Below are 21553 nucleotides of genomic sequence, written 5' to 3' on the forward strand. Positions count from 1 at the left end.
GTGGCTCAGGTCAAACGTATCCGTCGTAACGTCAGCGGCATCATCCTGCTCGACAAGCCGTTGGGGTTCACCTCCAACGCTGCGTTGCAGAAGGTTCGCTGGCTGCTCAATGCCGAGAAGGCCGGTCACACCGGCAGTCTCGATCCGCTGGCCACCGGCGTATTGCCGCTGTGCTTTGGCGAGGCGACCAAGTTTTCGCAATACCTGCTCGATTCCGACAAGGCCTATGAAACCCTGGCGCAGCTAGGCAAGACCACCACCACGGCGGACGCCGAAGGTGAGGTTTTGCAGGAACGCCCGGTGACCGTTGGTCGCGCCGATGTCGAAGCGGCTCTGCCGAAATTTCGCGGGCAAATCAGTCAGATACCGCCGATGTACTCGGCGCTCAAGCGTGATGGCCAGCCGCTGTACAAGCTGGCCCGTGCAGGCGAAGTAGTGGAGCGCGAACCGCGTTCTGTTACTATTGCGCGCTTGGAATTACTGGCCTTCGAAGGCGATACTGCGCGACTTGCGGTGGATTGCAGCAAGGGCACCTATATTCGCACCCTGGTGGAGGATATCGGTGAGCAACTCGGTTGTGGTGCGTACGTCGCTGAATTGCGCCGTACCCAGGCCGGGCCTTTCACCCTGGCGCAGACCGTGACCCTCGAAGAGCTGGAAGCGGTACATGCCGAAGGCGGCAATGAGGCGGTTGATCGCTTCCTGATGCCATCGGACAGCGGCCTGCAGGATTGGCCGCTGCTGCACTTCTCCGAAGCGAGCGCGTTCTACTGGCTCAACGGCCAGCCGGTGCGTGCCCCGGATGCTCCGAAGTTCGGCATGGTGCGGGTACAGGATCACAATGGTCGCTTCATCGGTATCGGTGAAGTGAGCGAAGACGGGCGCATCGCGCCACGTCGACTGATTCGGTCGGAATGACCGAAACCGGTCTGTGTCAAAGCAGGCTGGCGAGGGTGGCTGTTAACAGGCACGGTCACTACTCATTTATAGATACAGGGATTTGTCCCTGGCCTGTTGAAGCTGTTTCCTTGAAACAGTTTCCTGATAAAAGGATTGCCTCATGGCTCTCGACGTTCAAGAAAAAGCTCAAATCGTTGCTGACTATCAGCAAGCTGTTGGTGACACCGGTTCGCCAGAAGTGCAAGTTGCACTGCTGACCCACAACATCAACAAGCTGCAAGGTCACTTCAAGGCCAACGGTAAAGATCACCACTCCCGTCGTGGTCTGATCCGCATGGTAAACCAGCGTCGCAAGCTGCTGGACTACCTGAAAGGCAAGGATCTGGGTCGTTATCAGACTCTGATCGGTCGCCTGGGTCTGCGTCGCTAATCAGCGATTGCGCTATGAGGTTGGTTGTCTGTCGGACGCCTGCGGTTTACCGCCGGCGCCTTGCAGGCTCCCAGCCTCAAGTTTTATCTGGATACACGTTTTACCCTGGACAGGCGTTGGGCCGATTCCCGACATTGCCCAAGAATTCGCAAGAAACCAGTTCCCCCAAGAGCCACAAAGAAGGTAGGACACCGTGAACCCGGTAATCAAAAAATTCCAGTTCGGTCAATCGACCGTTACCCTCGAGACTGGCCGTATCGCCCGTCAGGCCTCCGGCGCAGTATTGGTCACCGTTGACGACGACGTCAGCGTATTGGTGACTGTAGTCGGTGCAAAACAGGCTGATCCAGGCAAGGGCTTCTTCCCTCTGTCCGTTCACTACCAGGAAAAGACTTACGCTGCCGGTAAGATCCCTGGCGGTTTCTTCAAGCGTGAAGGCCGTCCTTCCGAGAAAGAAACCCTGACTTCCCGACTGATCGACCGTCCGATCCGTCCGCTGTTCCCGGAAGGCTTCATGAACGAAGTGCAGGTTGTCTGCACCGTCGTTTCCACCAGCAAAAAGACCGATCCGGACATCGCTGCGATGATCGGTACCTCGGCTGCCCTGGCCATCTCGGGCATTCCGTTCGACGGCCCGATCGGCGCCGCTCGCGTAGCGTTCCACGAAAGCACCGGCTACCTGCTGAACCCGACTTACGAGCAGCAAGCTGCTTCGAGCCTGGACATGGTCGTGGCCGGTACTTCCGACGCCGTTCTGATGGTTGAGTCGGAAGCCAAAGAACTGACCGAAGACCAGATGCTGGGCGCGGTACTGTTTGCTCACGACGAATTCCAGGTTGTGATCAACGCCGTTAAAGAACTGGCCGCTGAAGCTGCCAAGCCAACCTGGACCTGGGCTCCGGCTCCAGAAGCCACCGAACTGCTGGGCGCTATCCGTGCCGAGTTCGGCGAAGCGATCTCCCAGGCTTACACCATCACCGTCAAGGCCGACCGTTACGCTCGCCTGGGTGAGCTGAAGGATCAGGTGGTTGCCAAGCTGTCCGGTGAAGAAGGCCAGCCTTCGTCCAGCGAAGTCAAAGCCGCTTTCGGCGAAATCGAATACCGCACCGTTCGCGAAAACATCGTCAACGGCAAGCCACGTATCGACGGTCGCGACACCAAAACCGTACGTCCGCTGAACATCGAAGTCGGCGTGCTGCCGAAGACTCACGGTTCGGCGCTGTTCACCCGTGGTGAAACCCAGGCACTGGTGGTCGCGACGCTGGGTACCGCCCGTGACGCACAGCTGCTGGACACCCTGGAAGGCGAGAAAAAAGACCCGTTCATGCTGCACTACAACTTCCCGCCGTTCTCGGTAGGCGAGTGTGGTCGCATGGGTGGTGCTGGTCGTCGTGAAATCGGTCACGGCCGTCTGGCCCGTCGTTCGGTTTCGGCCATGCTGCCAGCCGCTGACGTGTTCCCGTACACCATCCGTGTGGTTTCGGAAATCACCGAATCCAACGGTTCGAGCTCGATGGCTTCCGTTTGCGGCGCTTCCCTGGCCCTGATGGACGCTGGTGTGCCGATGAAGGCTCCGGTTGCCGGTATCGCCATGGGTCTGGTTAAAGAAGGCGAGAAATTCGCCGTCCTGACCGACATCCTCGGTGACGAAGACCACCTGGGCGACATGGACTTCAAAGTAGCCGGTACCGCCAAAGGCGTTACTGCGCTGCAGATGGACATCAAGATCAAGGGCATCACCGAAGAAATCATGGAAATCGCTCTGGGCCAAGCCCTGGAAGCGCGCCTGAACATCCTCGGCCAGATGAACCAGATCATTGGCCAGTCGCGTACCGAACTGTCGGCCAACGCTCCGACCATGATCGCGATGAAGATCGACACCGACAAGATCCGTGACGTTATCGGTAAAGGTGGCGCGACCATCCGTGCGATCTGCGAAGAAACCAAGGCTTCGATCGACATCGAAGACGACGGTTCGATCAAGATCTTCGGCGAAACCAAGGAAGCGGCTGAAGCAGCACGTCAGCGCGTTCTGGGCATCACCGCTGAAGCCGAGATCGGCAAGATCTACGTGGGTAAAGTTGAGCGTATCGTCGACTTCGGCGCATTCGTCAACATCCTGCCGGGCAAGGACGGTCTGGTGCACATCTCGATGCTGAGCGACGCTCGCGTAGAGAAAGTGACCGACATCCTGAAAGAAGGCCAGGAAGTGGAAGTACTGGTACTGGACGTGGACAACCGCGGCCGTATCAAGCTGTCTATCAAAGACGTGGCAGCTGCCAAGGCTTCGGGCGTTTAATCAGCCCAAAGCGTTAGCGCAATAAAAATGCCCCGCCGTGAAAACGGCGGGGCATTTTTTTGACCGGGAAATATCGAGACATTCTGCGAAGTTGCCGGACTTCAGAACCGGTGCTAGGTTTAGCCCACCGCCCGTGTAGCTCAGCCGGTAGAGCAGCGCACTCGTAACGCGAAGGTCGCAGGTTCGATTCCTGTCTCGGGCACCACATCAACGTTCGTCGGCGTTCGGCGACTTTCACACCATCATTCCTATGCCGTCGCCACCAATATCACCAAGTCCTGGTTCTTCAGATTCTATCGGCATGGCAAGTGGCGCCGTATGTCGCTAGGCATTTACCAGGAAATTACCTTAAGGAAGCCCGCGACCTGCAAAATCGCGCCTGGGCGCTAGTGCCAACGGCACAGCCTAATCGCTAAACGGTTGGTCCCCAGGCAAGCACCTGTTCGCGTAGTGACCAGTGGCCAGATGCAATCGTGATAGTATCCCGAAAATTTCAGTCGACAGGGTATGTCACAAAATGAGCACAAGACAGATTGGAGGGCTAACGGCCCTCCGATTTTTTGCGGCATTCGCGATTCTTATTCACCACGCCAAAGGGAATTTTTTTCCACCGGAATTTCTGGCAGGACTTCCGCTTGATGCTGGAGTGACTTTTTTCTTCGTGTTGTCCGGTTTTATTCTTTCTCACGTTTATTCGGAAAAAGGAATTCGCGGAGGACTGTCGAGGTTTTATGTTGCTCGGTTTGCACGGCTTTGGCCAGCACATGCATTTTGCACATTGATGCTACTGGCCTGCATTCCCTATCAGCGCGAGTTGTTAGAGTCAGCCAATAACGTCTATACACTGATTCTGAACTTGTTGATGCTGCACGCAGCAGTTCCAATTCCTGATGTCTACTTCTCGTTCAACGCTGTCTCTTGGAGTATTTCCACAGAGATATTCTTTTACATGGCGTTCCCGCTGTTGCTGCTGTGGTTCTCCAGCAAGCCAGTGTTGAAGCTTTGTGCGGCAATAGCTTTTGGCGGGTTGTTCGCGTACGCGCTGGACGCGCTCGGCGTTGTCTATTACGCAGCAGATAAACTTAATCAGATTTCATCGCACGGTTTGGTTTACATCAGTCCGGTTAGTCGAATTCAAGAGTTCATGCTTGGCATTGTTTGTCAGCGGCTTTTGTCTGGTGCCCAACTGGATGCAGTCAAGAAAGGTCCGGCTACTGTTCTAGAAATTCTGGCAATTCTGTCGATTATCTTTGTTACACCATTCCTAAGCTCTTCAGCGTCTGTGATCGTTGGGGCTTCGCATATTGCGTTATCTGAGTTTTTTCGGCACTCATCGATGGCGTTGCTCTTTGCCGCCGTCATCACATGCTTCTATATGGACAAAGGTATCGTGTCGCGCGCCTTGTCGTGGCGGCCCCTAGTGTTCCTTGGCGAAATCAGTTTCTCTGTTTACTTGATTCACCAAGTCGTAATCCGTCTGACGACACAGGAACAGTTACTGTCTGACTACGGCCCCTACACTCGGTTTTGGTTTGTAGCGATCACGTCCATCGCCTGTGCGGCGCTCATCTGGAAGTTCGTAGAGAAACCGTGCCAGAAGGGGATCATGCGGTTCTACGATTTAACTCGCCCGAAGCTCAAACCGTCCGAGTCTGTCAATTGAGCCGCTGGCCCTCGCAAAGAGGGCCAGCACTTCACAAAAAGTACATCGTTTAGCCAGAAGAAAATCTCAGCTCTATTTATTCAGGATAGTGCTGGGGTTTTCCGTCTGGGTTGGGGTCCTGTCTCAACACCATTTTCTCTACTTTACCTTGCGGCTCAGATCCTCGACGGTACGTTTGAGCTGATCCATCGCCCGATCCTGATCGTTGATTTTCTGCTTCAGATTGGAAATCTCGCTGCTGTTCGAGTTGGAACTGGAGCCACTGTTACGCTTGAGGTCTTCGACCTGACGACCGAGCGTGTCCAGTTCACGGTCCTGGTCTTTGACCTTGTTTTTCAGATCATCGATTTCCTTGCCACTGGAGCTTGAGCTCGAACCGCTGCTGCGTTTCAGTTCTTCGATCTGGCGCGATTGCTCGCTGATCGTATCGCGCATTTTTCTTAGGTCATCAATGCTGACATCGCTTCTGATCACCACGTCTTTGCCGTAGTCGTTGTGAATCAGCGAAACCTTGTCGCCGTAGGAAGCGCTGCTGTTACTCAATTCAACAGCCATTGCACTGGCCGGCAGAACCAAAGCGGCGATCAGAGCGGTGGCAGACACAACAGAAGAGATTTTCGAGAAGCTGCGCATCACTGGGTATCCTTGTGAACAGCGAAGAGGTGTGCCGAAGTGGCACATCGCTATGACTCGAAATTGCTATTTATGTTCCGCAGGTCAGCTTTTTGTGGGAGAGATGTAAAGAGCCGTGTAATTCGTCATGCAAACGTCCTATATTCGGAGCCTGCATGAGCATCGCCCAGCAGTTTTCAGATGATCCCGAATGGTTCCGAAGGCCGGACAAATCCGCGTCAGAGAGATCCTTGATGATCCAGATCCATCCTCCATTCTTACGATCAGCGAGAACGCCATGACCGAATTAACTCAAGAGCAACGTCACGAACAAGCGCTGGAAAAGTACAAACTCGACGCGCCGCAGCTGCTGGAAGAGATCAAGGATCTGAGTTCCGATGATCAGAAAGATCAGATTCAGTGGGCTTTCGAAGACGAGGCTGAAGCCCAGGGCCTGCAGCCGTGGGAGCTGACACTCAAGTACACGAGCACGCCGGAGGAGTTCGAGGCGCAGCGCCTCGTGCTGCACAAAGAGGCGGCCGAAGTGCTGGGTGTCGAGTGGGACGAGTACTGCGAGATGAATAATCTCGTCGTATAAGAGCAGCTACGAGTTTCAAGCGGCAAGCTGCAAGTCAAAGCAAAAGCGTTGTGGCTTGCAGCTTGTAGCTCGCATCTTGTCGCTGCTGTTTAAAGACTGAGACGCATCGACAGATCCACCGCTTTGACATCCTTGGTCATCGCACCAATCGAGATGTAATCCACGCCGGTCTCGGCGATCGGCAGCAACGTGCTTTCGTTGATGCCACCGCTGGCTTCCAGCTTTGCCTTGCCGCCGTTCAGGCGCACGGCTTCGCGCATGTCGTCCAGGCTCAACTCATCAAGCATGATGATGTCGGCGCCGGCGGCTAGAGCTTCCTTCAGCTCATCCAGACTTTCCACTTCGACTTCCACCGGTTTACCCGGCGCAATCTTGTGCGCGGCGGCAATGGCTTGCGCAATCCCACCGCTGGCGGCGATGTGGTTTTCCTTGATCAGGAACGCGTCGTACAGACCGATGCGATGGTTGTGGCAGCCGCCGCAGGTCACCGCGTATTTCTGCGCCAGCCGCAGGCCCGGCAGGGTTTTGCGGGTGTCGAGCAGCTTGACCTGAGTGGCGCCGACGAAATCGGCCAGGTACTGCGCGCGCGTCGCCACGCCGGAAAGCAGTTGCAGGAAGTTCAGCGCGCTGCGCTCACCGGTGAGCAGCGAACGGGCCGGACCTTCCAGGTGAAACAACGGTTGATTGGGTTTCACCCGTTCGCCGTCGACAACCTGCCAATGCACCGCGACCCGCGGATCAAGCTGACGAAACACCGCATCGACCCAGGCCGTGCCAGAGATGACGGCTGCGTCGCGGGTGATGATGGTGGCTTTGGCCAGACGTTCGGCGGGGATCAATTGCGCGGTGATGTCGCCGCTGCCGATGTCTTCGAGCAACGCACGGCGCACGTTGGCTTCGATTTCGGCGGTCAAATCGGCGAGACGTAGATTCGGCATAACGGGCTCCACAAACAAAGTGGTTCGATTATAGGGGCATGGCGTGAGCCAACCCAAGGCGAGAACGCGCGTGCTTGCCTGCATCCGGTCGATTTTCTTTGAGCAAACCGCGCCCGTACAAGGTCACTGACAGGGCATAGGGGAAACCCTGACGACTATGGCGCCGTGGACAAGTTATGAAAGATAATCCGCCTTGCATTTGACGTCATAGCTTTGACGTGTAATGCAGCCAACGTTGTTGAGACTTGTGGGAGCGAGCCTGCTCGCGAATGCGCAGTGTCAGTTACCCGCAATGTCACTGACAGACCGTCTTCGCGAGCAGGCTCGCTCCCACAGCGGACTTGCGTTGAAAGTGACCGAACGAATCACCGTTTCAGGAGGCTTGGATGCACAACGACGGGAAAGTGGTGCCTTTGCACAAGGGCGCTACCGATCAGGCAAATCACTCGCCGCTCGCCCGCCTGCCTGTGATTCTGCTTCAGGTTCGCGACAAGGCTGCCCAACAACTGCGCCACGGTTTGCAGGAACTGTTCGATAACGCCGACGACACGCTGTTTGAAATGGCCGACCGGGCGCGCAACGACGTCGAGCAGAACATCTTCTTCGAAGCCATGCGCGACCTGCGTCTGAAACGCAAAAATATCGAACGCGGTTTTCTCGAGCAATTCTTCGAAGCCTTCGTCGGTCTGACTCAATACGATCCCACGCACAGCACACTGCCGCACGCCCTCATGTACGACGAGTTCGCTCCGCGCAGCGACGACATGGAGCGCAGTGTGGCGGTCGAGACCATGGTCGGTCGCGTACTCAAGCGTGACGGCTTCGCCCTCGATCAACTGACTGCGCGGCTCAACGCGCTGCTCGGCAATACCCTCAATGATCAGCACAACCCGCTCGGCCCGGCGCTGCTCTGCGAGTTTTTCCTGCAGGCCGGGCGCAACCTGGGCGTGGAGATCAAGGTCAAGCTGATCCTGCTGAAACTGTTCGAGCGTTATGTTCTGGCTGACACCGAACAGCTTTACGCCGAAGCCAATCAATTGTTGCTCGCCACCGGTGTGTTGCCTGAATTGAAAACCGCCCCGGCACGTCGCGCCATTGATCGTGCGGTAGCCGATGTCGACCGCGAGGAAGGCGACGATCCGGCGCCAGTCGACGAGGGTGTCCAGGAAGTTTTCGCGGCGTTGCAGGAGTTGCTTTTGCATGTGCGCGGCAGCGTCGCACCGACGCTGGAGTCCAGTGCTGCGGCGCAACCGATTTCCACCCGCGACCTGCTGCGTCTGCTCTCGCACTTGCAACAATACGTACCGGCACTGACGGCGCAGGACGACTTCGATCTGCGCAATCAGCTTGAACAACTGCTGACCCGGGTCAGCGTCAGAAGTGGTAAATCGCGGATCGTCGGCGATGCGGATGAAGACGTGATCAACCTGATCGCGATGGTCTTCGACTGCATTCTTGAAGACCGCAATGTGCCGGATTCGCTCAAGGCTCTGATCGCTCGATTGCAGATTCCGATGCTCAAGGTGGCGGTACTCGACAAGAGTTTCTTCAGCCGCAGCACCCATCCGGCGCGGCGCCTGCTCAACGAAATCGCCGAGGCGGCCATGGGCTGGGGCGATTGCGACAGTGAGGCGCGCGACAGCTTGTACCTGCGCATCGAACAAGTGGTGCAGCGTTTGCTGAGCGATTTTGTCGATGATCCGGCGATTTTTTCCGAGTTACTGGCCGATTTTCTCGCGTTCACCAGCGACGAACGCCGGCGCAGTGAGTTGCTTGAGCAACGTTTGCGTGACGCCGAAGAGGGGCGGGCAAAAACCGAGCTGGCGCGGCGCCGGGTCGAGCGGGCGCTGAATCAAGCGCTGCTGGGCAAAACCTTGCCGCCGTCGGTAGTCACCTTCGTTCAGGATGCCTGGAGCAAAGTGCTGCTGCTGACCTGTCTCAAGCATGGCGACCAGTCCGCTGAATGGCAGGCCGATGTGCACACCATGGAGCAATTGATCTGGAGTGTGCAGCGTCATCAAGACACTGAATCCAGCCTGCGCTTGCTGGCACTGGTGCCGGGCTTGCTCAAATCGCTGCGTGATGGCCTGACCAGTTCAGCGTTCGATCCATTCGCCACCAGCGAATTTTTCAGTGAGCTTGAAGCCCTGCATGTGCGAGTGCTGGAGCGGTCCGAACAGGTCGATCAGGGGTTGCCAATGGTCGAGGTGTCGCAACAGATCATCCTGCAAACCGCTGATGAGGGCAGCGCGGCGTTGGCGTCGGTACGCTTGCCACACGATGCCGTCGGTCTGCGCCAGGTCGAGCAACTGCGCCTGGGCAGTTGGGTGGCGTTTCAGGAAGACGATGACCATAGCCTGCGCTGCAAACTGGCGGCGATCATCGAGGCCACGGGCAAGTATGTATTTGTCGATCGCACTGGCATGAAGGTGCTGGAGCGCAGCCGCGTTGCGCTGGCCTTGGAATTCGAGCGCGGGGCGGTGCGTGCACTGGATGACACCTTGCTGTTCGACCGGGCGCTGGAGTCGGTGCTGGGCAATCTGCGGCGACTCAATCGCGCCAAGTGATCGCGCGCCGGGGGCCGATCACGGCATACTGGGCGCCAACACAGTCGGCGTTGAAGGAATCGGTATGCAGTTGGATCCCGCTAGCGGGTGGTGTCACGGGGTGCAGGTCTGCCCATCGCCCAACTTCAATGAACGCCCTGCGGGCGAAATTTCCCTGTTGGTGATTCACAACATCAGCCTGCCGCCGGCGCAGTTCGCCACGGGCAAGGTTCAGGAATTTTTCCAGAATCGTCTGGATGTCACCGAACATCCCTACTTTGCAGGGATTGCCGACCTGCGCGTTTCAGCGCACTTTCTGATTGAACGTGACGGCAAGGTCACCCAGTTTGTCTCCTGTCTTGAACGGGCATGGCATGCAGGCGTGTCGGTGTTCGAAGGGCGGGAAACCTGTAACGATTTTTCCGTGGGTATCGAGCTCGAAGGCACCGATGATTTGCCGTTCACCGATGCGCAGTATCAAGCGTTGACGGCGCTGACCCGCCAGTTGCAAGCAGCATTTCCGGCCATTACCGGCGCCCGTATTTGCGGGCACAGCGACATAGCACCCGGGCGTAAGACCGATCCTGGCCCGGCATTCGACTGGGCGCGTTACCGCGCAGCCCTGGCACAAGAGGAAGGACAATGAGTTTTCTGGTGTTACTGCTGGCGCTGTGGATCGAGAAGTTTTCGGCCCTGCGTCATCGGGTTCAACGCGATGGCGGATGGATCCGCGAACTGAACAAACTCGAAAGCAGCGAGCGGCTGGCGAAACAGCCGTGGCTGGTGCTAAGCATTCTGGTGCTGTTTCCGGTGGCTTTGCTGGCGCTGTTGCTGGTGGTGCTGGAGCCGGTGGCCTACGGCTTGCTGGCCTTGCCGGTGCACCTGCTGGTGGTGATTTACAGCCTGGGGCGCGGCGACTTGCTCGGCGGTCTCGGGCCGTTCCGTGATGCGTGGCGCCGTGAGGACCTGCAAGCAGCGGCCCATGTGGCCAAGCGCGACCTGAATATCTGCGCCGACAGCGGCGAGCAGTTGCTTGAAAGCGTGCAGGGCCATCTGCTGTGGCAGGCCTATCAGAGCTTTTTTGCGGTGATCTTCTGGTATTTCGTACTTGGCCCGGTGGCGGCGTTGGCGTATCGCCTGTTGGCGCTGGCGCAAGAACACGGGCAGAACCCGGCGCTGGTCGAGCGCGCCGCGCAACTGCGGCACGCGTTTGACTGGCTGCCGGTACGCTTGTTGGCGGCGAGTCTGGCGCTGGTCGGCAACTTTGTCGCGGTCAGCCGGGTGATGCTGCATGAACTGCTGAACTGGAACATCAGCGCTGCGCAACTGATCAATCGGGTCGGTTTGGCGGCGGGCGAGATTCCACCTCCCGTGGTCGGGCCGGAAGGCATCAACACCCTCGATTGCCTGTGGGAGCTGCTGCTGCGTGCGGCGGTGCTGTGGTATGCCGGGTTTGCTTTGTGGACAGTTCTTATCCACTGATTTCAGGAACGATCAAAAGATCGCAGTCTGCGACAGCTCCTACAGGGGATCTGTGTTTCGCGGGCTGCGATGTCGTTAACCTTAAGTTACAAAACCTCCCTCCGATTTGAGCTATACAGAGATGGCGCTCGATAGTGGCTATCTGCTGTCGCCCTGCGCCTGCCAATAAAAACAAGAAAAACCAAGGGAGACTTCCAGTGAAGAGCTTGCTCTATCCCGCCGTCTCGCTGATGAACCGACTGAGCTTCGGCATGAAGTTCAGCCTGATCAGCGTGCTGTTTCTGGTGCCGATGCTGGTGACCAATTTCTACCTGGTGCGCGATTCCTATCGCGAATTCCAGGGCACCCGCGTCGAGCTGCAAAGCCTTGATCTGCTGGGCAGCAGCCTCGCCCTGCGCCGGGATCTGGAAACCCTGAATAACCTGGTGCAGATCAACGTCACCCTCGGCCAGTCTGGCAAGGCCGGGAATGTCGAGGCGCAGATCACCACCCTCGAACAAGCGGTACTGGCCCGCCTGCAAGGGCTGACAGCGATGACCGACGATCCCGAGCAGATCAAGGTATTCGATGGTAAACGCGACGAAATGATCGCCGCATTCAAGGCGCAGCAAACGGAAAGTTCGCTGCAAAGCAAAAGCGCATTGATCGGCAAACTGCTGGCCAGTGCGCAGATTTTCAGCCAGATCATCACCAGTCAGGCCGGGCTGAGCCGCGACAACCAGAGCGACATCCGCCAGCTCAGCGAACTGGTCACCCTGATCACCCCAACCGTCACGCAAACCCTCGGCGAAGGTCGGGCCATGGGCTCGTACTCATTGGGCCAGGGTTTTCTCAACAGTTCTTCGAGTACGCGTTTCGATGAGCTGTTGGTGCAGATCGAAAAACTCCAGGCCGAGTACGCTCTGAAATTGCAGGATGCCCTCGGTTCCAGCAAAGCCGCGCGGGATACGCTCAACGTTGCGGCTGACAGCAGTAAGGCCTCGCTGAAACAGGCCAGCGAACTGTTCGAAGAGCAGGTCGTCATGGCCGACACCCTCGATGCGCCGTGGCAGGCGTTTTACGATCAGGTCACCGGGCTGATCGACCGGACTTACCAGCTCAACGAAGCCACGCTGAAATTCCTCGACACTCAATTGCAGCAGCGTTTGGCGCAGAACCGCACACACATGGTTCTGCAGGCTGTGGCCCTGTCGGTGGTGTTCGTATTGATTTTCTACCTCTACGGCGGTTTCTATGCCTCGACCCGCACCACGCTTAAACGCTTGGGCGCGATGATGGACAAGGTTGCGGCCGGTGACATGACGGTCAACTTCAAGGCCAACAGTCGCGATGAATTGGGTGAGTTGGGCGAAGTGTTCAATGGCACGGTGCGCAAGATTCACGACTTGATCGAGCGGGTAGGCCAGACCGTCAGCGAGGTCGAGCGACAGGCCGGGCAGGTTGAAAACGTTTCGGCGCAGAGCAATCAGGCGGTCGCCGGGCAACGCACGCAGATCGAGCAAGTGGCGACGGCGATGAACCAGATGTCGGCGACCTCACTGGAAGTCGCGCGCAGTGCGGCGGCAGCGGTGAGCAGCGCCCACAGCGTGAATGACGAAACCATAAGTGGCCGTGGCCTGGTCGAATCGCAACAGGGCAGCATCGCCGCACTGGCCAGCGAAATCGACCAGTCGGTGCTGGTGATCAACCAGTTGGCCAGCGACAGCCAGTCGATCAGCCGCGTACTGGAAGTGATCAAAAGCATCGCCGAACAAACCAATCTGCTGGCGCTCAATGCCGCGATCGAAGCGGCGCGGGCCGGCGAGCAGGGACGCGGTTTTGCGGTGGTCGCAGACGAAGTGCGCACTTTGGCCAAACGCACTCAGCAATCGACCGAAGAAATCGAGCAGATGATCGCCAAGTTACACGGCGGTGTCGGCGCGGCGGTGAAAGCCATGGGTGTCAGCCATCAGATGGCCAACGGCACGGTCGGGCAGTCGGAGAAGGTTCAGCAGGCGCTGGAAAACATCCTCGGCGCGGTCGGCATGATCGTCGATCAGAACCAGCAGATCGCCGCTGCGGTGGAGCAGCAAACGGCGGTGGCCCATGACATTGATCAGAACATCGTCGAAATCAACCGCGCCGGAGAGCGCACGGCGCAAGGTGCGCACCAGACTGAAGATGCCAGCCGGGCGTTGTCAGCCCAAGTCGTCGAGCTTAAGCAGTTGATCAGCGCATTCCGCGTCTGAAGCACGCACGAAAAACTGTGGGAGCGAGCCTGCTCGCGAATGCAATCTGCCAGTGACATCTTTGTCACCTGACACAACGCTTTCGCGAGCAGGCTCGCTCCCACAATGGTTGTTTTTTACCAGCCGAATACTTCGCAACTGTTGGCGGTGCTGGTGGCGGCCAGTTGTTCGGGGCTGATCTTCATCAGTTCCGCCAGCGCCGCGCAAATCGCTGGCAAGTGCGCCGGTGAATTGCGAACGCCGGGAAACATCGCAGGCGCCATGTCCGGTGAGTCGGTTTCCAGCACGATCGACTCCAGCGGCAGTTCCGCCAGTACCCGATGCATACGCAACGCCTGCGGCCAGGTCGGTGCGCCGCCCAGGCCCAGTTTGAATCCGAGTTTGATGTATTCCTGCGCTTCTTCACGGCTACCGGCGAAGGCGTGGATGATGCCCGCGCGTTTCAGTTTGAAGCGTTTAAGCGTGGCGATCACCGCTGCGTGACTGCGCCGCACATGGATCAGCGCCGGCAATTCAAAGTCAGCCGCCAATTGCAACTGCGCCTCGAACAGCGCCTGTTGCCGCTCGCGGTCCAGCGTTTCGATGAAGTAATCCAGGCCGATTTCGCCCACCGCGCACAACTGCCGGTGGCCGTGCAGCCGCGTCAGCCAATCACCCAGCGCCGACAAATCCTCAGGACGATGCTGATCGAGATACACCGGGTGCAGACCAAACGCCGCGTACAAATCCGCATCGCTCTGCACCAGATCCCACACCCGTTGCCAGTTACCTTCATAAACCCCCAACACCACCATCCGCCGCACCCCGAGGGCACGGCTTTCGGCGAGCAATGTCGGGCGATCGGCGTCGAAGTCGGGGAAATCGAGGTGGGTGTGGCTGTCGATCAGCTCCACGGCTCAGTCCTGGTGAATACGCTGCTTGAAGGTCCGCGCAATGGCCTGCACGCCGGGCTTGTATTCCGACTGCTCGACAGCGGCCAGCGCCAGTTCCAGCGCCTTGTCCGCTATCAATTGGTGCTGCTGGGCCATGGCGTTGACCGGCAGCGGCAGGAAATCCAGCAACTGCGTGTCGCCAAAGGTGCCGAGGCGCAGCGGCCGCGATTTCAGCGGGAAGTCATGCAGCGCATCGAACACGCCCTGCAACAGCACGTAGGAAGTTGTGACTAGCGCGTCGGGCAAATGCCCCAGACGTTGCAGGAGTTCTTCCATCAGCTGCTTGCCGCATTCACGACTGAAAGACTCGGCGTGTTCGACCAGCACTTCGCCTTTGAAATCGACCAGCGCCTCTTTGAAACCGGCAGCACGTTCCTGGCTGATGCTCAGTTCCGGACGGGCGCCGAGCAATACGATCTGCTTCGGTTGCGGATCGAGCAGGCTCTGGGTCAGGTGCAGGCTGGCTTCGCGGTCGTCACTGATCACCGAGCAGAAATGCTCGGGTTCCATGACCCGGTCGATGGCGATGATCGGCAGACCTTTGGCCTGTAACTGCCGATAGCTGTCATCGCCGGCCGGCAGGCAACTGGCGACGATCAGCGCATCGCAACGCCGTGCGCGGAACAGTTGCAGCAGTTGCCGTTCGCTATCCGGTGCATCGTCGGAACTGGCGATCAGCAGTTGGTAGCCGCGCGCCCGCGCACCTTGCTCGAGCAGTTTGGCGATCCGCGCGTAACTGGGATTTTCCAGATCCGGCAGAATAAAGCCCAGGGTGCGCGTATGCCGACTGCGCAGCCCGGCCGCTTGAGGGTTTGGCGTGAAGCCGTGCAGATCGACCACTGCCCGCACCCGCTCGACGGTGGCGGTGCTGATGCGTTGCTGTTCGGCCTTGCCGTTGATGACGTAGCTGGCGGTGGTCACGGACACTCCGGCCAACCGCGCGATATCACTGAGTTTCAACCCGGGATTTCCTTGTTTTTGCGAGCTTGCCGCAACATTTTCGCCAATCCTACCCGATTAGGGCAGGCGACTATTGTCGCAACGCATCCGACAAGTTGGACTTCAAGGATGGGACATTATCGAGTAACGTGCCGATCAATCTAGATTAAACGTTTCAGCAAGCGTATTTTCTACGTTTTAGACGTCTTTGGCCGGTTCTGCCGTGAAACCGCCAAAACTGCCGCTGAAAAGCAAAGCGGTAAAGCGCCTAAGCTGCAAACCATCCAAAACAATACCTGGCACTCATACAGCGCCAAAAAGGAGATCGCATGCTCGAGCTCACTATAGAGCAGATATCCATGGGCCAATCGGCTGTGGATAAACCCGCTGCCCTGCAACTGCTGGCCAATCACCTGGTGGCCGATGGTCTGGTCGCCGACGGCTACCTCGCCGGATTGCAGGCACGGGAAGCCCAGGGCTCGACCTTTCTCGGTCAAGGTATTGCCATTCCCCACGGCACCCCGGAAACCCGCGATCAGGTGTTTGCCACTGGCGTGCGCCTGATGCAGTTCCCGGAAGGCGTGGATTGGGGCGATGGTCAGATCGTTTATCTGGCGATCGGTATCGCCGCCAAATCCGACGAACATTTGCGCCTGCTGCAACTGCTGACCCGTGCCCTCGGCGAGACCGATCTGGGCCAGGCCCTGCGTCGCGCCAGTTCACCTGAGGCGCTGCTGAAATTGCTGCAAGGCGCGCCGCAGGAACTGGCGCTGGACGCGCAGATGATTGGCCTCGGTGTCTCCGCCGATGATTTCGAAGAACTGGTCTGGCGTGGTGCGCGTCTGTTGCGTCAGGCCGATTGTGTGAGCAACGGTTTCTCTGCGGTGCTGCAACAAGTCGAAGCGCTGCCCCTGGGCGATGGTTTGTGGTGGTTGCACAGCGAACAAACCGTGAAGCGTCCGGGGCTGGCATTCGTGACGCCGGACAAACCGATGCGCTACCTCGGTCAGCCGCTCAGCGGTCTGTTCTGCCTCGCCAGTCTTGGCGAAGCGCATCAGGCGTTGCTCGAACGTCTTTGTGCGTTGCTGATCGAAGGTCGCGGCCATGAACTGGGCCGCGCCACCAGCAGTCGTAAAGTCCTCGAAGTCCTTGGCGGTGAATTGCCCGCCGACTGGCCGAGTGCGCGCATTGCTTTGGCCAACGCCCACGGTCTGCATGCGCGCCCGGCGAAGATCCTCGCGCAACTGGCGAAGAGTTTTGACGGCGAAATTCGCGTGCGCATCGTTGACGGTCAGGACAGCGCCGTGTCGGTGAAGAGCCTGAGCAAATTGCTCAGCCTCGGCGCCCGACGTGGTCAGGTGCTGGAGCTGATCGCTGAACCAAGTATCGCCGCTGATGCCTTGCCGGCACTCTTGGCTGCTATCGAAGAAGGCCTCGGTGAAGAAGTCGAACCGCTGCCAGCAGTGAGTCAGCAACGCGAAGTCATCGCCGACATCGCCGAAGTGCTCATCGCTCCGGCGGCCGGCACTCAGTTGCAAGCAATCCCGGCGGCACCCGGCATTGCCATCGGCCCGGCGCATATTCAGGTTCAGCAAACCATCGATTATCCGCTGCGTGGCGAGTCCGCCGCCGTTGAGCGCGAGCGCCTCAAACAAGCGCTCAGCGATGTGCGTAACGACATTCAAGGCCTGATCGAACGCAGCAAAGCCAAAGCCATCCGCGAAATCTTCATCACCCATCAGGAGATGCTCGACGACCCGGAACTCACCGACGAAGTCGATACCCGCCTCAAGCAGGGCGAAAGCGCCGAAGCGGCATGGATGGCGGTGATCGAAGCGGCGGCGAAACAACAGGAATCGCTACAGGATGCGTTGCTCGCCGAGCGTGCGGCGGACTTGCGCGACATCGGCCGCCGCGTGCTGGCGCAACTGTGTGGCGTGCAGACCGCGAGCGAGCCTGAGCAGCCATACATTCTGGTGATGGACGAAGTCGGCCCGTCTGACGTCGCGCGGCTGGATCCGGCGCGCGTGGCGGGGATTCTCACCGCACGCGGTGGCGCCACGGCGCACAGTGCAATCGTTGCGCGAGCCCTCGGCATTCCGGCGCTGGTCGGCGCTGGTGCGGCAGTGTTGTTGCTGAAACCGGGCACGCCGTTGCTGCTCGACGGCCAGCGCGGTCGTCTGCACGTTGACGCCGATGCGGCGACCCTGCAACGCGCCGCCGAAGAGCGCGACACCCGCGAGCAACGCCTGAAGATTGCCGCTGAGCAACGTCATCAACCGGCACACACCACCGACGGCCACGCCGTTGAAGTGTTCGCCAACATCGGCGAAAGCGCTGGCGTGATCAGCGCGGTGGAGCAGGGCGCCGAAGGCATCGGTCTGCTGCGCACCGAACTGATTTTCATGGCCCATCCGCAAGCGCCGGACGAAGCCACGCAAGAAGCCGAATACCGCCGCGTCCTCGACGGCCTAGCCGGTCGCCCGTTGGTGGTGCGCACGCTGGATGTTGGCGGCGACAAACCGCTGCCGTATTGGCCGATCGCCAAGGAAGAAAACCCGTTCCTCGGCGTGCGCGGCATTCGCCTGACCTTGCAGCGCCCACAGATCATGGAAGCGCAATTGCGCGCGTTGCTGCGTTCGGCGGATAACCGTCCGTTGCGGATCATGTTCCCGATGGTCGGCAGCGTCGAAGAGTGGCGTCAGGCCCGCGACATGACCGAACGTCTACGGCTGGAAATCCCGGTCGCCGATCTGCAACTGGGGATCATGATCGAAGTGCCGTCCGCCGCGTTACTCGCGCCGGTGCTGGCCAAGGAAGTCGATTTCTTCAGCGTTGGCACCAACGACCTCACGCAATACACCCTGGCCATCGACCGTGGTCACCCGACCCTGTCGGCGCAGGCGGATGGCTTGCACCCGGCGGTACTGCAACTGATCGACATTACCGTGCGCGCGGCCCATGCCCATGGCAAATGGGTCGGCGTCTGTGGCGAACTGGCCGCGGACCCGCTGGCGGTGCCGGTGCTGGTCGGCCTCGGGGTCGATGAACTCAGTGTGTCCGGTCGCAGCATTGCCGAAGTCAAGGCACGCATCCGCGAACTCAGCCTGACTCAGGCGCAAACCCTTGCTCAACAGGCCCTGGCCGTGGGTAGCGCGAATGAAGTGCGCGCATTAGTGGAGGCCCTGTAATGGCCAAGATTCTTACCCTGACCCTCAACCCGGCGCTCGACCTCACTGTCGAGCTGCCACGCCTGGAAGCCGGTCAGGTCAATCGCAGCGACGAGATGCACACCCACGCCGCCGGCAAAGGCGTGAACGTCGCGCAGGTGCTGGCTGACCTCGGCCATCAGGTGACGGTCAGCGGCTTTCTCGGCGAGGACAACCTGCAAGCGTTCGAAACTCTGTTCGCCAAGCGTGGCTTTGTCGATGCGTTTATCCGCGTGCCGGGCGAGACGCGCAGCAATATCAAGGTCGCTGAACAGGACGGTCGCATCACCGACATCAACGGCCCTGGACCGGTGGTCGATGCCGCCGCGCAGCAGGCGTTGCTGGATCGACTGGTGCAGATTGCACCGGGTCACGACGCCGTGGTGGTCGCCGGCAGTTTGCCCCGTGGCGTCACGGCGCAGTGGTTGCGTGAACTGATCGAACGGCTCAACCAGCTCGGTTTGAAAGTCGCCCTCGACTCCAGCGGCGAAGCGTTGCGCGAAGCATTGAAAGCCAGTCCATGGCTCATCAAACCGAACACTGAAGAACTCGCCGACGCACTTGGTTGCGACGTGGTTTCGCACGCGGCGGAAGCGCAAGCAGCGGCGCGCTTGCATGCGCAAGGCATCGAGCACGTGGTGATTTCCCACGGTGCTGACGGCGTGAACTGGTTCAGCGTCGGTTCGGCGCTGCACGCCACGCCGCCGAAGGTCAGCGTTGCCAGCACGGTCGGTGCCGGCGATTCGTTGCTGGCCGGCATGCTCCACGGTTTGCTCAGCGCCGACACGCCTGAACAAACCCTGCGCACGGCCACCGCGATTGCGGCGATGGCGGTGACCCAGATCGGTTTCGGCATCAACGATGCTGCGCAACTGGCGCAGCTCGAACAGGGCGTGCGCGTGCGTCCCCTGACAGAACAATAAGAGGGTTTGTCATGAAATTAGCCATTGTTACGGCTTGCCCGAACGGCATGGTCACCAGTGTGCTGTGCGCACGTTTGCTCGATGCGGCGGCGCAGCGTCAGGGCTGGAGCACCAGCGTTGAAGTGGTCGATGCGGCGCACCCTGAGCGCGAATTGTCGGCGGCGACGATTGCAGCAGCGGAGTGGGTTTTGCTGGTCGCCACCGGCGCGGTCGACATGACGCGCTTCGTCGGCAAACGGGTTTTCCAGATTGCCCCGGCGCAGGCGCTGCAGGATGTCGAAGCGGTGCTGCGTCGTGGCGCTGAAGAGGCTGAAGTTTACGTCGCCAGCGCGGCTGAACCGGTTGCTGATGCGCCGCGTGCGCCACGCATCGTCGCCATCACCGCATGCCCGACCGGTGTCGCCCACACCTTCATGGCCGCCGAAGCCTTGCAGCAAACCGCCAAGCGTCTGGGCTATGACTTGCAAGTAGAAACCCAAGGCTCGGTGGGCGCGAAGACCCCGTTGAGCGCAACGGCGATTGCCGAGGCCGACGTGGTGTTGCTGGCGGCGGATATCGAAGTCGCCACCGAGCGTTTTGCCGGCAAGAAAATTTATCGTTGCGGTACTGGCATCGCGTTGAAACAGTCCGAAGCCACGCTGAAAAAAGCGCTGGCCGAAGCTGTTGTGGAAAGCGCGGCGGCTGACGGCAAAGCACCGGCCAAGCAGGAGAAGACTGGCGTCTACAAACACCTGCTGACGGGCGTGTCGTTCATGCTGCCGATGGTCGTGGCCGGCGGTTTGATGATCGCGCTGTCGTTCGTGTTCGGTATCACTGCGTTCAAGGAAGAGGGCACGCTGGCCGCTGCGCTGATGCAGATCGGCGGCGAGACCGCGTTCAAACTGATGGTGCCGCTGCTGGCCGGTTACATTGCTTATTCGATCGCCGACCGTCCGGGCCTGGCGCCGGGGATGATTGGTGGTTTGCTGGCGAGCACGCTGGGCGCCGGATTTATCGGCGGTATCGTTGCCGGTTTTATCGCCGGTTACGCGGCGAAAGCGATCAGCCGTTATGTCGCCTTGCCGCAAAGCCTTGAAGCGCTGAAACCGATTCTGATCATCCCGTTGTTTGCCAGTCTGTTCACCGGTCTGGTGATGATTTACGTGGTCGGCAAACCCGTCGCCGGGATGCTGTTGGCGCTGACCAATTTTCTCGACAGCATGGGCACCACCAACGCGATCCTGCTCGGAGTGGTGCTTGGCGGCATGATGTGCGTCGACCTCGGTGGGCCGATCAACAAAGCCGCGTATGCGTTTTCGGTGGGGCTGCTGGCGTCGCAGAGTTATGCACCGATGGCGGCAACCATGGCGGCGGGCATGGTGCCGCCAATCGGGCTTGGCATCGCCACGTTTATTGCGCGGAGAAAGTTCGCTCAGACTGAACGCGAGGCCGGGAAAGCGGCGCTGGTGTTGGGGCTGTGCTTTATCTCGGAAGGGGCGATTCCGTTTGCTGCGAAAGACCCGTTGCGGGTGATTCCGGCGAGCATTGCTGGCGGTGCATTGACCGGTGCGTTGTCGATGTATTTCGGCTGCAAGTTGATGGCGCCACACGGTGGCTTGTTTGTGCTGGCGATTCCGAATGCGATCAATCATGCGTTGCTGTATTTGCTGGCGATTGTGGCGGGGAGCCTCTTGACCGCCGTTGTCTACGCGACGGTCAAACGCCCGGAGGCCGTTGAGCTGGCGCTGGAACCGGCGAAGGCTTAACTGGCTCCACAAAGCCCCTGTGGGAGCGAGCTTGCTCGCGAAAGCGGTGTGTCAGCGAAGAAGATTTCGACTGATAGGACGCATTCGCGAGCAAGCTCGCTCCCACATT

The 21553-nt window shown here is 59.2% G+C and carries 16 protein-coding genes and 1 tRNA gene; 13 read left to right on the plus strand and 4 right to left on the minus strand.

The annotated features are described in order from the left end of the window. The 5 genes from truB (at nt 1) to ACZZ0G_RS15990 (ending at nt 5292) form a co-directional block, all read left to right on the plus strand. On the plus strand, nt 1-918 hold the full coding sequence (truB, locus tag ACZZ0G_RS15970) for a tRNA pseudouridine(55) synthase TruB (protein WP_008088346.1): 918 nt from the start codon (nt 1-3) through the stop codon (nt 916-918). Nucleotides 919-1060: 142 nt separating this feature from the next. Next, nucleotides 1061-1330 (plus strand): 30S ribosomal protein S15, encoded by a 270-nt coding sequence (gene rpsO, locus ACZZ0G_RS15975; RefSeq protein ID WP_003177875.1) that lies wholly within the window; start codon nt 1061-1063, stop codon nt 1328-1330. A 193-nt stretch (nt 1331-1523) separates the two neighbouring features. Then, nucleotides 1524-3629 carry a polyribonucleotide nucleotidyltransferase gene (gene pnp / locus ACZZ0G_RS15980; RefSeq protein ID WP_007915263.1) on the plus strand — a complete coding sequence of 702 codons (2106 nt, stop codon included), beginning with the start codon at nt 1524-1526 and terminating at the stop codon, nt 3627-3629. A gap of 129 nt (nt 3630-3758) precedes the next feature. Further along, nucleotides 3759-3834: transfer RNA gene (locus ACZZ0G_RS15985), tRNA-Thr, on the plus strand. Between the two features lie 312 nt (nt 3835-4146). After that, nucleotides 4147-5292: an acyltransferase family protein gene (locus ACZZ0G_RS15990; protein WP_463556771.1), complete on the plus strand. Its 1146-nt coding sequence runs from the start codon at nt 4147-4149 to the stop codon at nt 5290-5292. Nucleotides 5293-5430: 138 nt separating this feature from the next. Here the strand turns inward: ACZZ0G_RS15990 and ACZZ0G_RS15995 are convergent, their stop codons facing one another. After that, entirely contained in the window at nt 5431-5925 is a 495-nt protein-coding gene (locus ACZZ0G_RS15995; RefSeq protein ID WP_463397709.1) for a hypothetical protein, read from the minus strand. 277 nt (nt 5926-6202) lie between these two features. On the opposite strand from ACZZ0G_RS15995, the gene ACZZ0G_RS16000 reads away from it, so the two are divergent. After that, entirely contained in the window at nt 6203-6502 is a 300-nt protein-coding gene (locus ACZZ0G_RS16000) for a DUF6388 family protein (protein ID WP_463556772.1), read from the plus strand. Between the two features lie 89 nt (nt 6503-6591). Here ACZZ0G_RS16000 and nadC read toward each other — a convergent pair whose 3' ends face one another. Then, nucleotides 6592-7440: a carboxylating nicotinate-nucleotide diphosphorylase gene (nadC, locus tag ACZZ0G_RS16005; protein WP_463556773.1), complete on the minus strand. Its 849-nt coding sequence runs from the start codon at nt 7438-7440 to the stop codon at nt 6592-6594. Between the two features lie 386 nt (nt 7441-7826). On the opposite strand from nadC, the gene ACZZ0G_RS16010 reads away from it, so the two are divergent. From ACZZ0G_RS16010 to ACZZ0G_RS16025, 4 genes are all read left to right on the plus strand, one after another. Continuing rightward, nucleotides 7827-10007, plus strand: a complete 2181-nt coding sequence (locus tag ACZZ0G_RS16010) for a DUF1631 domain-containing protein (RefSeq protein ID WP_463556774.1) — start codon at nt 7827-7829, stop codon at nt 10005-10007. A 64-nt stretch (nt 10008-10071) separates the two neighbouring features. Beyond that, nucleotides 10072-10632 carry a 1,6-anhydro-N-acetylmuramyl-L-alanine amidase AmpD gene (ampD, locus tag ACZZ0G_RS16015; RefSeq protein WP_463556775.1) on the plus strand — a complete coding sequence of 187 codons (561 nt, stop codon included), beginning with the start codon at nt 10072-10074 and terminating at the stop codon, nt 10630-10632. Continuing rightward, nucleotides 10629-11468, plus strand: a complete 840-nt coding sequence (gene ampE, locus ACZZ0G_RS16020) for a regulatory signaling modulator protein AmpE (protein ID WP_116029442.1) — start codon at nt 10629-10631, stop codon at nt 11466-11468. Before ampD ends, ampE begins: the two co-directional genes overlap by 4 nt. A 197-nt stretch (nt 11469-11665) precedes the next feature. Further along, nucleotides 11666-13696: a methyl-accepting chemotaxis protein gene (locus ACZZ0G_RS16025; RefSeq protein WP_463556776.1), complete on the plus strand. Its 2031-nt coding sequence runs from the start codon at nt 11666-11668 to the stop codon at nt 13694-13696. 116 nt (nt 13697-13812) lie between these two features. On the opposite strand, the gene ACZZ0G_RS16030 is transcribed toward ACZZ0G_RS16025, so the two are convergent. Together ACZZ0G_RS16030 and cra are read right to left on the minus strand one after the other, a co-directional pair. Beyond that, nucleotides 13813-14589: a TatD family hydrolase gene (locus ACZZ0G_RS16030; protein ID WP_463556777.1), complete on the minus strand. Its 777-nt coding sequence runs from the start codon at nt 14587-14589 to the stop codon at nt 13813-13815. 3 nt (nt 14590-14592) lie between these two features. Further along, nucleotides 14593-15588 (minus strand): catabolite repressor/activator, encoded by a 996-nt coding sequence (gene cra, locus ACZZ0G_RS16035; RefSeq protein ID WP_095119519.1) that lies wholly within the window; start codon nt 15586-15588, stop codon nt 14593-14595. Between the two features lie 308 nt (nt 15589-15896). On the opposite strand from cra, the gene ptsP reads away from it, so the two are divergent. The 3 genes from ptsP to ACZZ0G_RS16050 are packed head-to-tail and all read left to right on the plus strand — an operon-like array spanning nt 15897 to nt 21444. Then, nucleotides 15897-18758, plus strand: a complete 2862-nt coding sequence (ptsP, locus tag ACZZ0G_RS16040; protein WP_463556778.1) for a phosphoenolpyruvate--protein phosphotransferase — start codon at nt 15897-15899, stop codon at nt 18756-18758. Beyond that, on the plus strand, nt 18758-19699 hold the full coding sequence (gene pfkB / locus ACZZ0G_RS16045) for a 1-phosphofructokinase (RefSeq protein WP_463556779.1): 942 nt from the start codon (nt 18758-18760) through the stop codon (nt 19697-19699). Before ptsP ends, pfkB begins: the two co-directional genes overlap by 1 nt. A gap of 11 nt (nt 19700-19710) precedes the next feature. Continuing rightward, a complete protein-coding gene (locus ACZZ0G_RS16050; protein WP_463556780.1) occupies nt 19711-21444 on the plus strand; it encodes a PTS fructose-like transporter subunit IIB in 1734 nt (577 codons plus the stop codon). Nucleotides 21445-21553: the final 109 nt, after the last annotated feature.

The sequence above is a fragment of the Pseudomonas sp. AC169 genome, assembly GCF_979258515.1.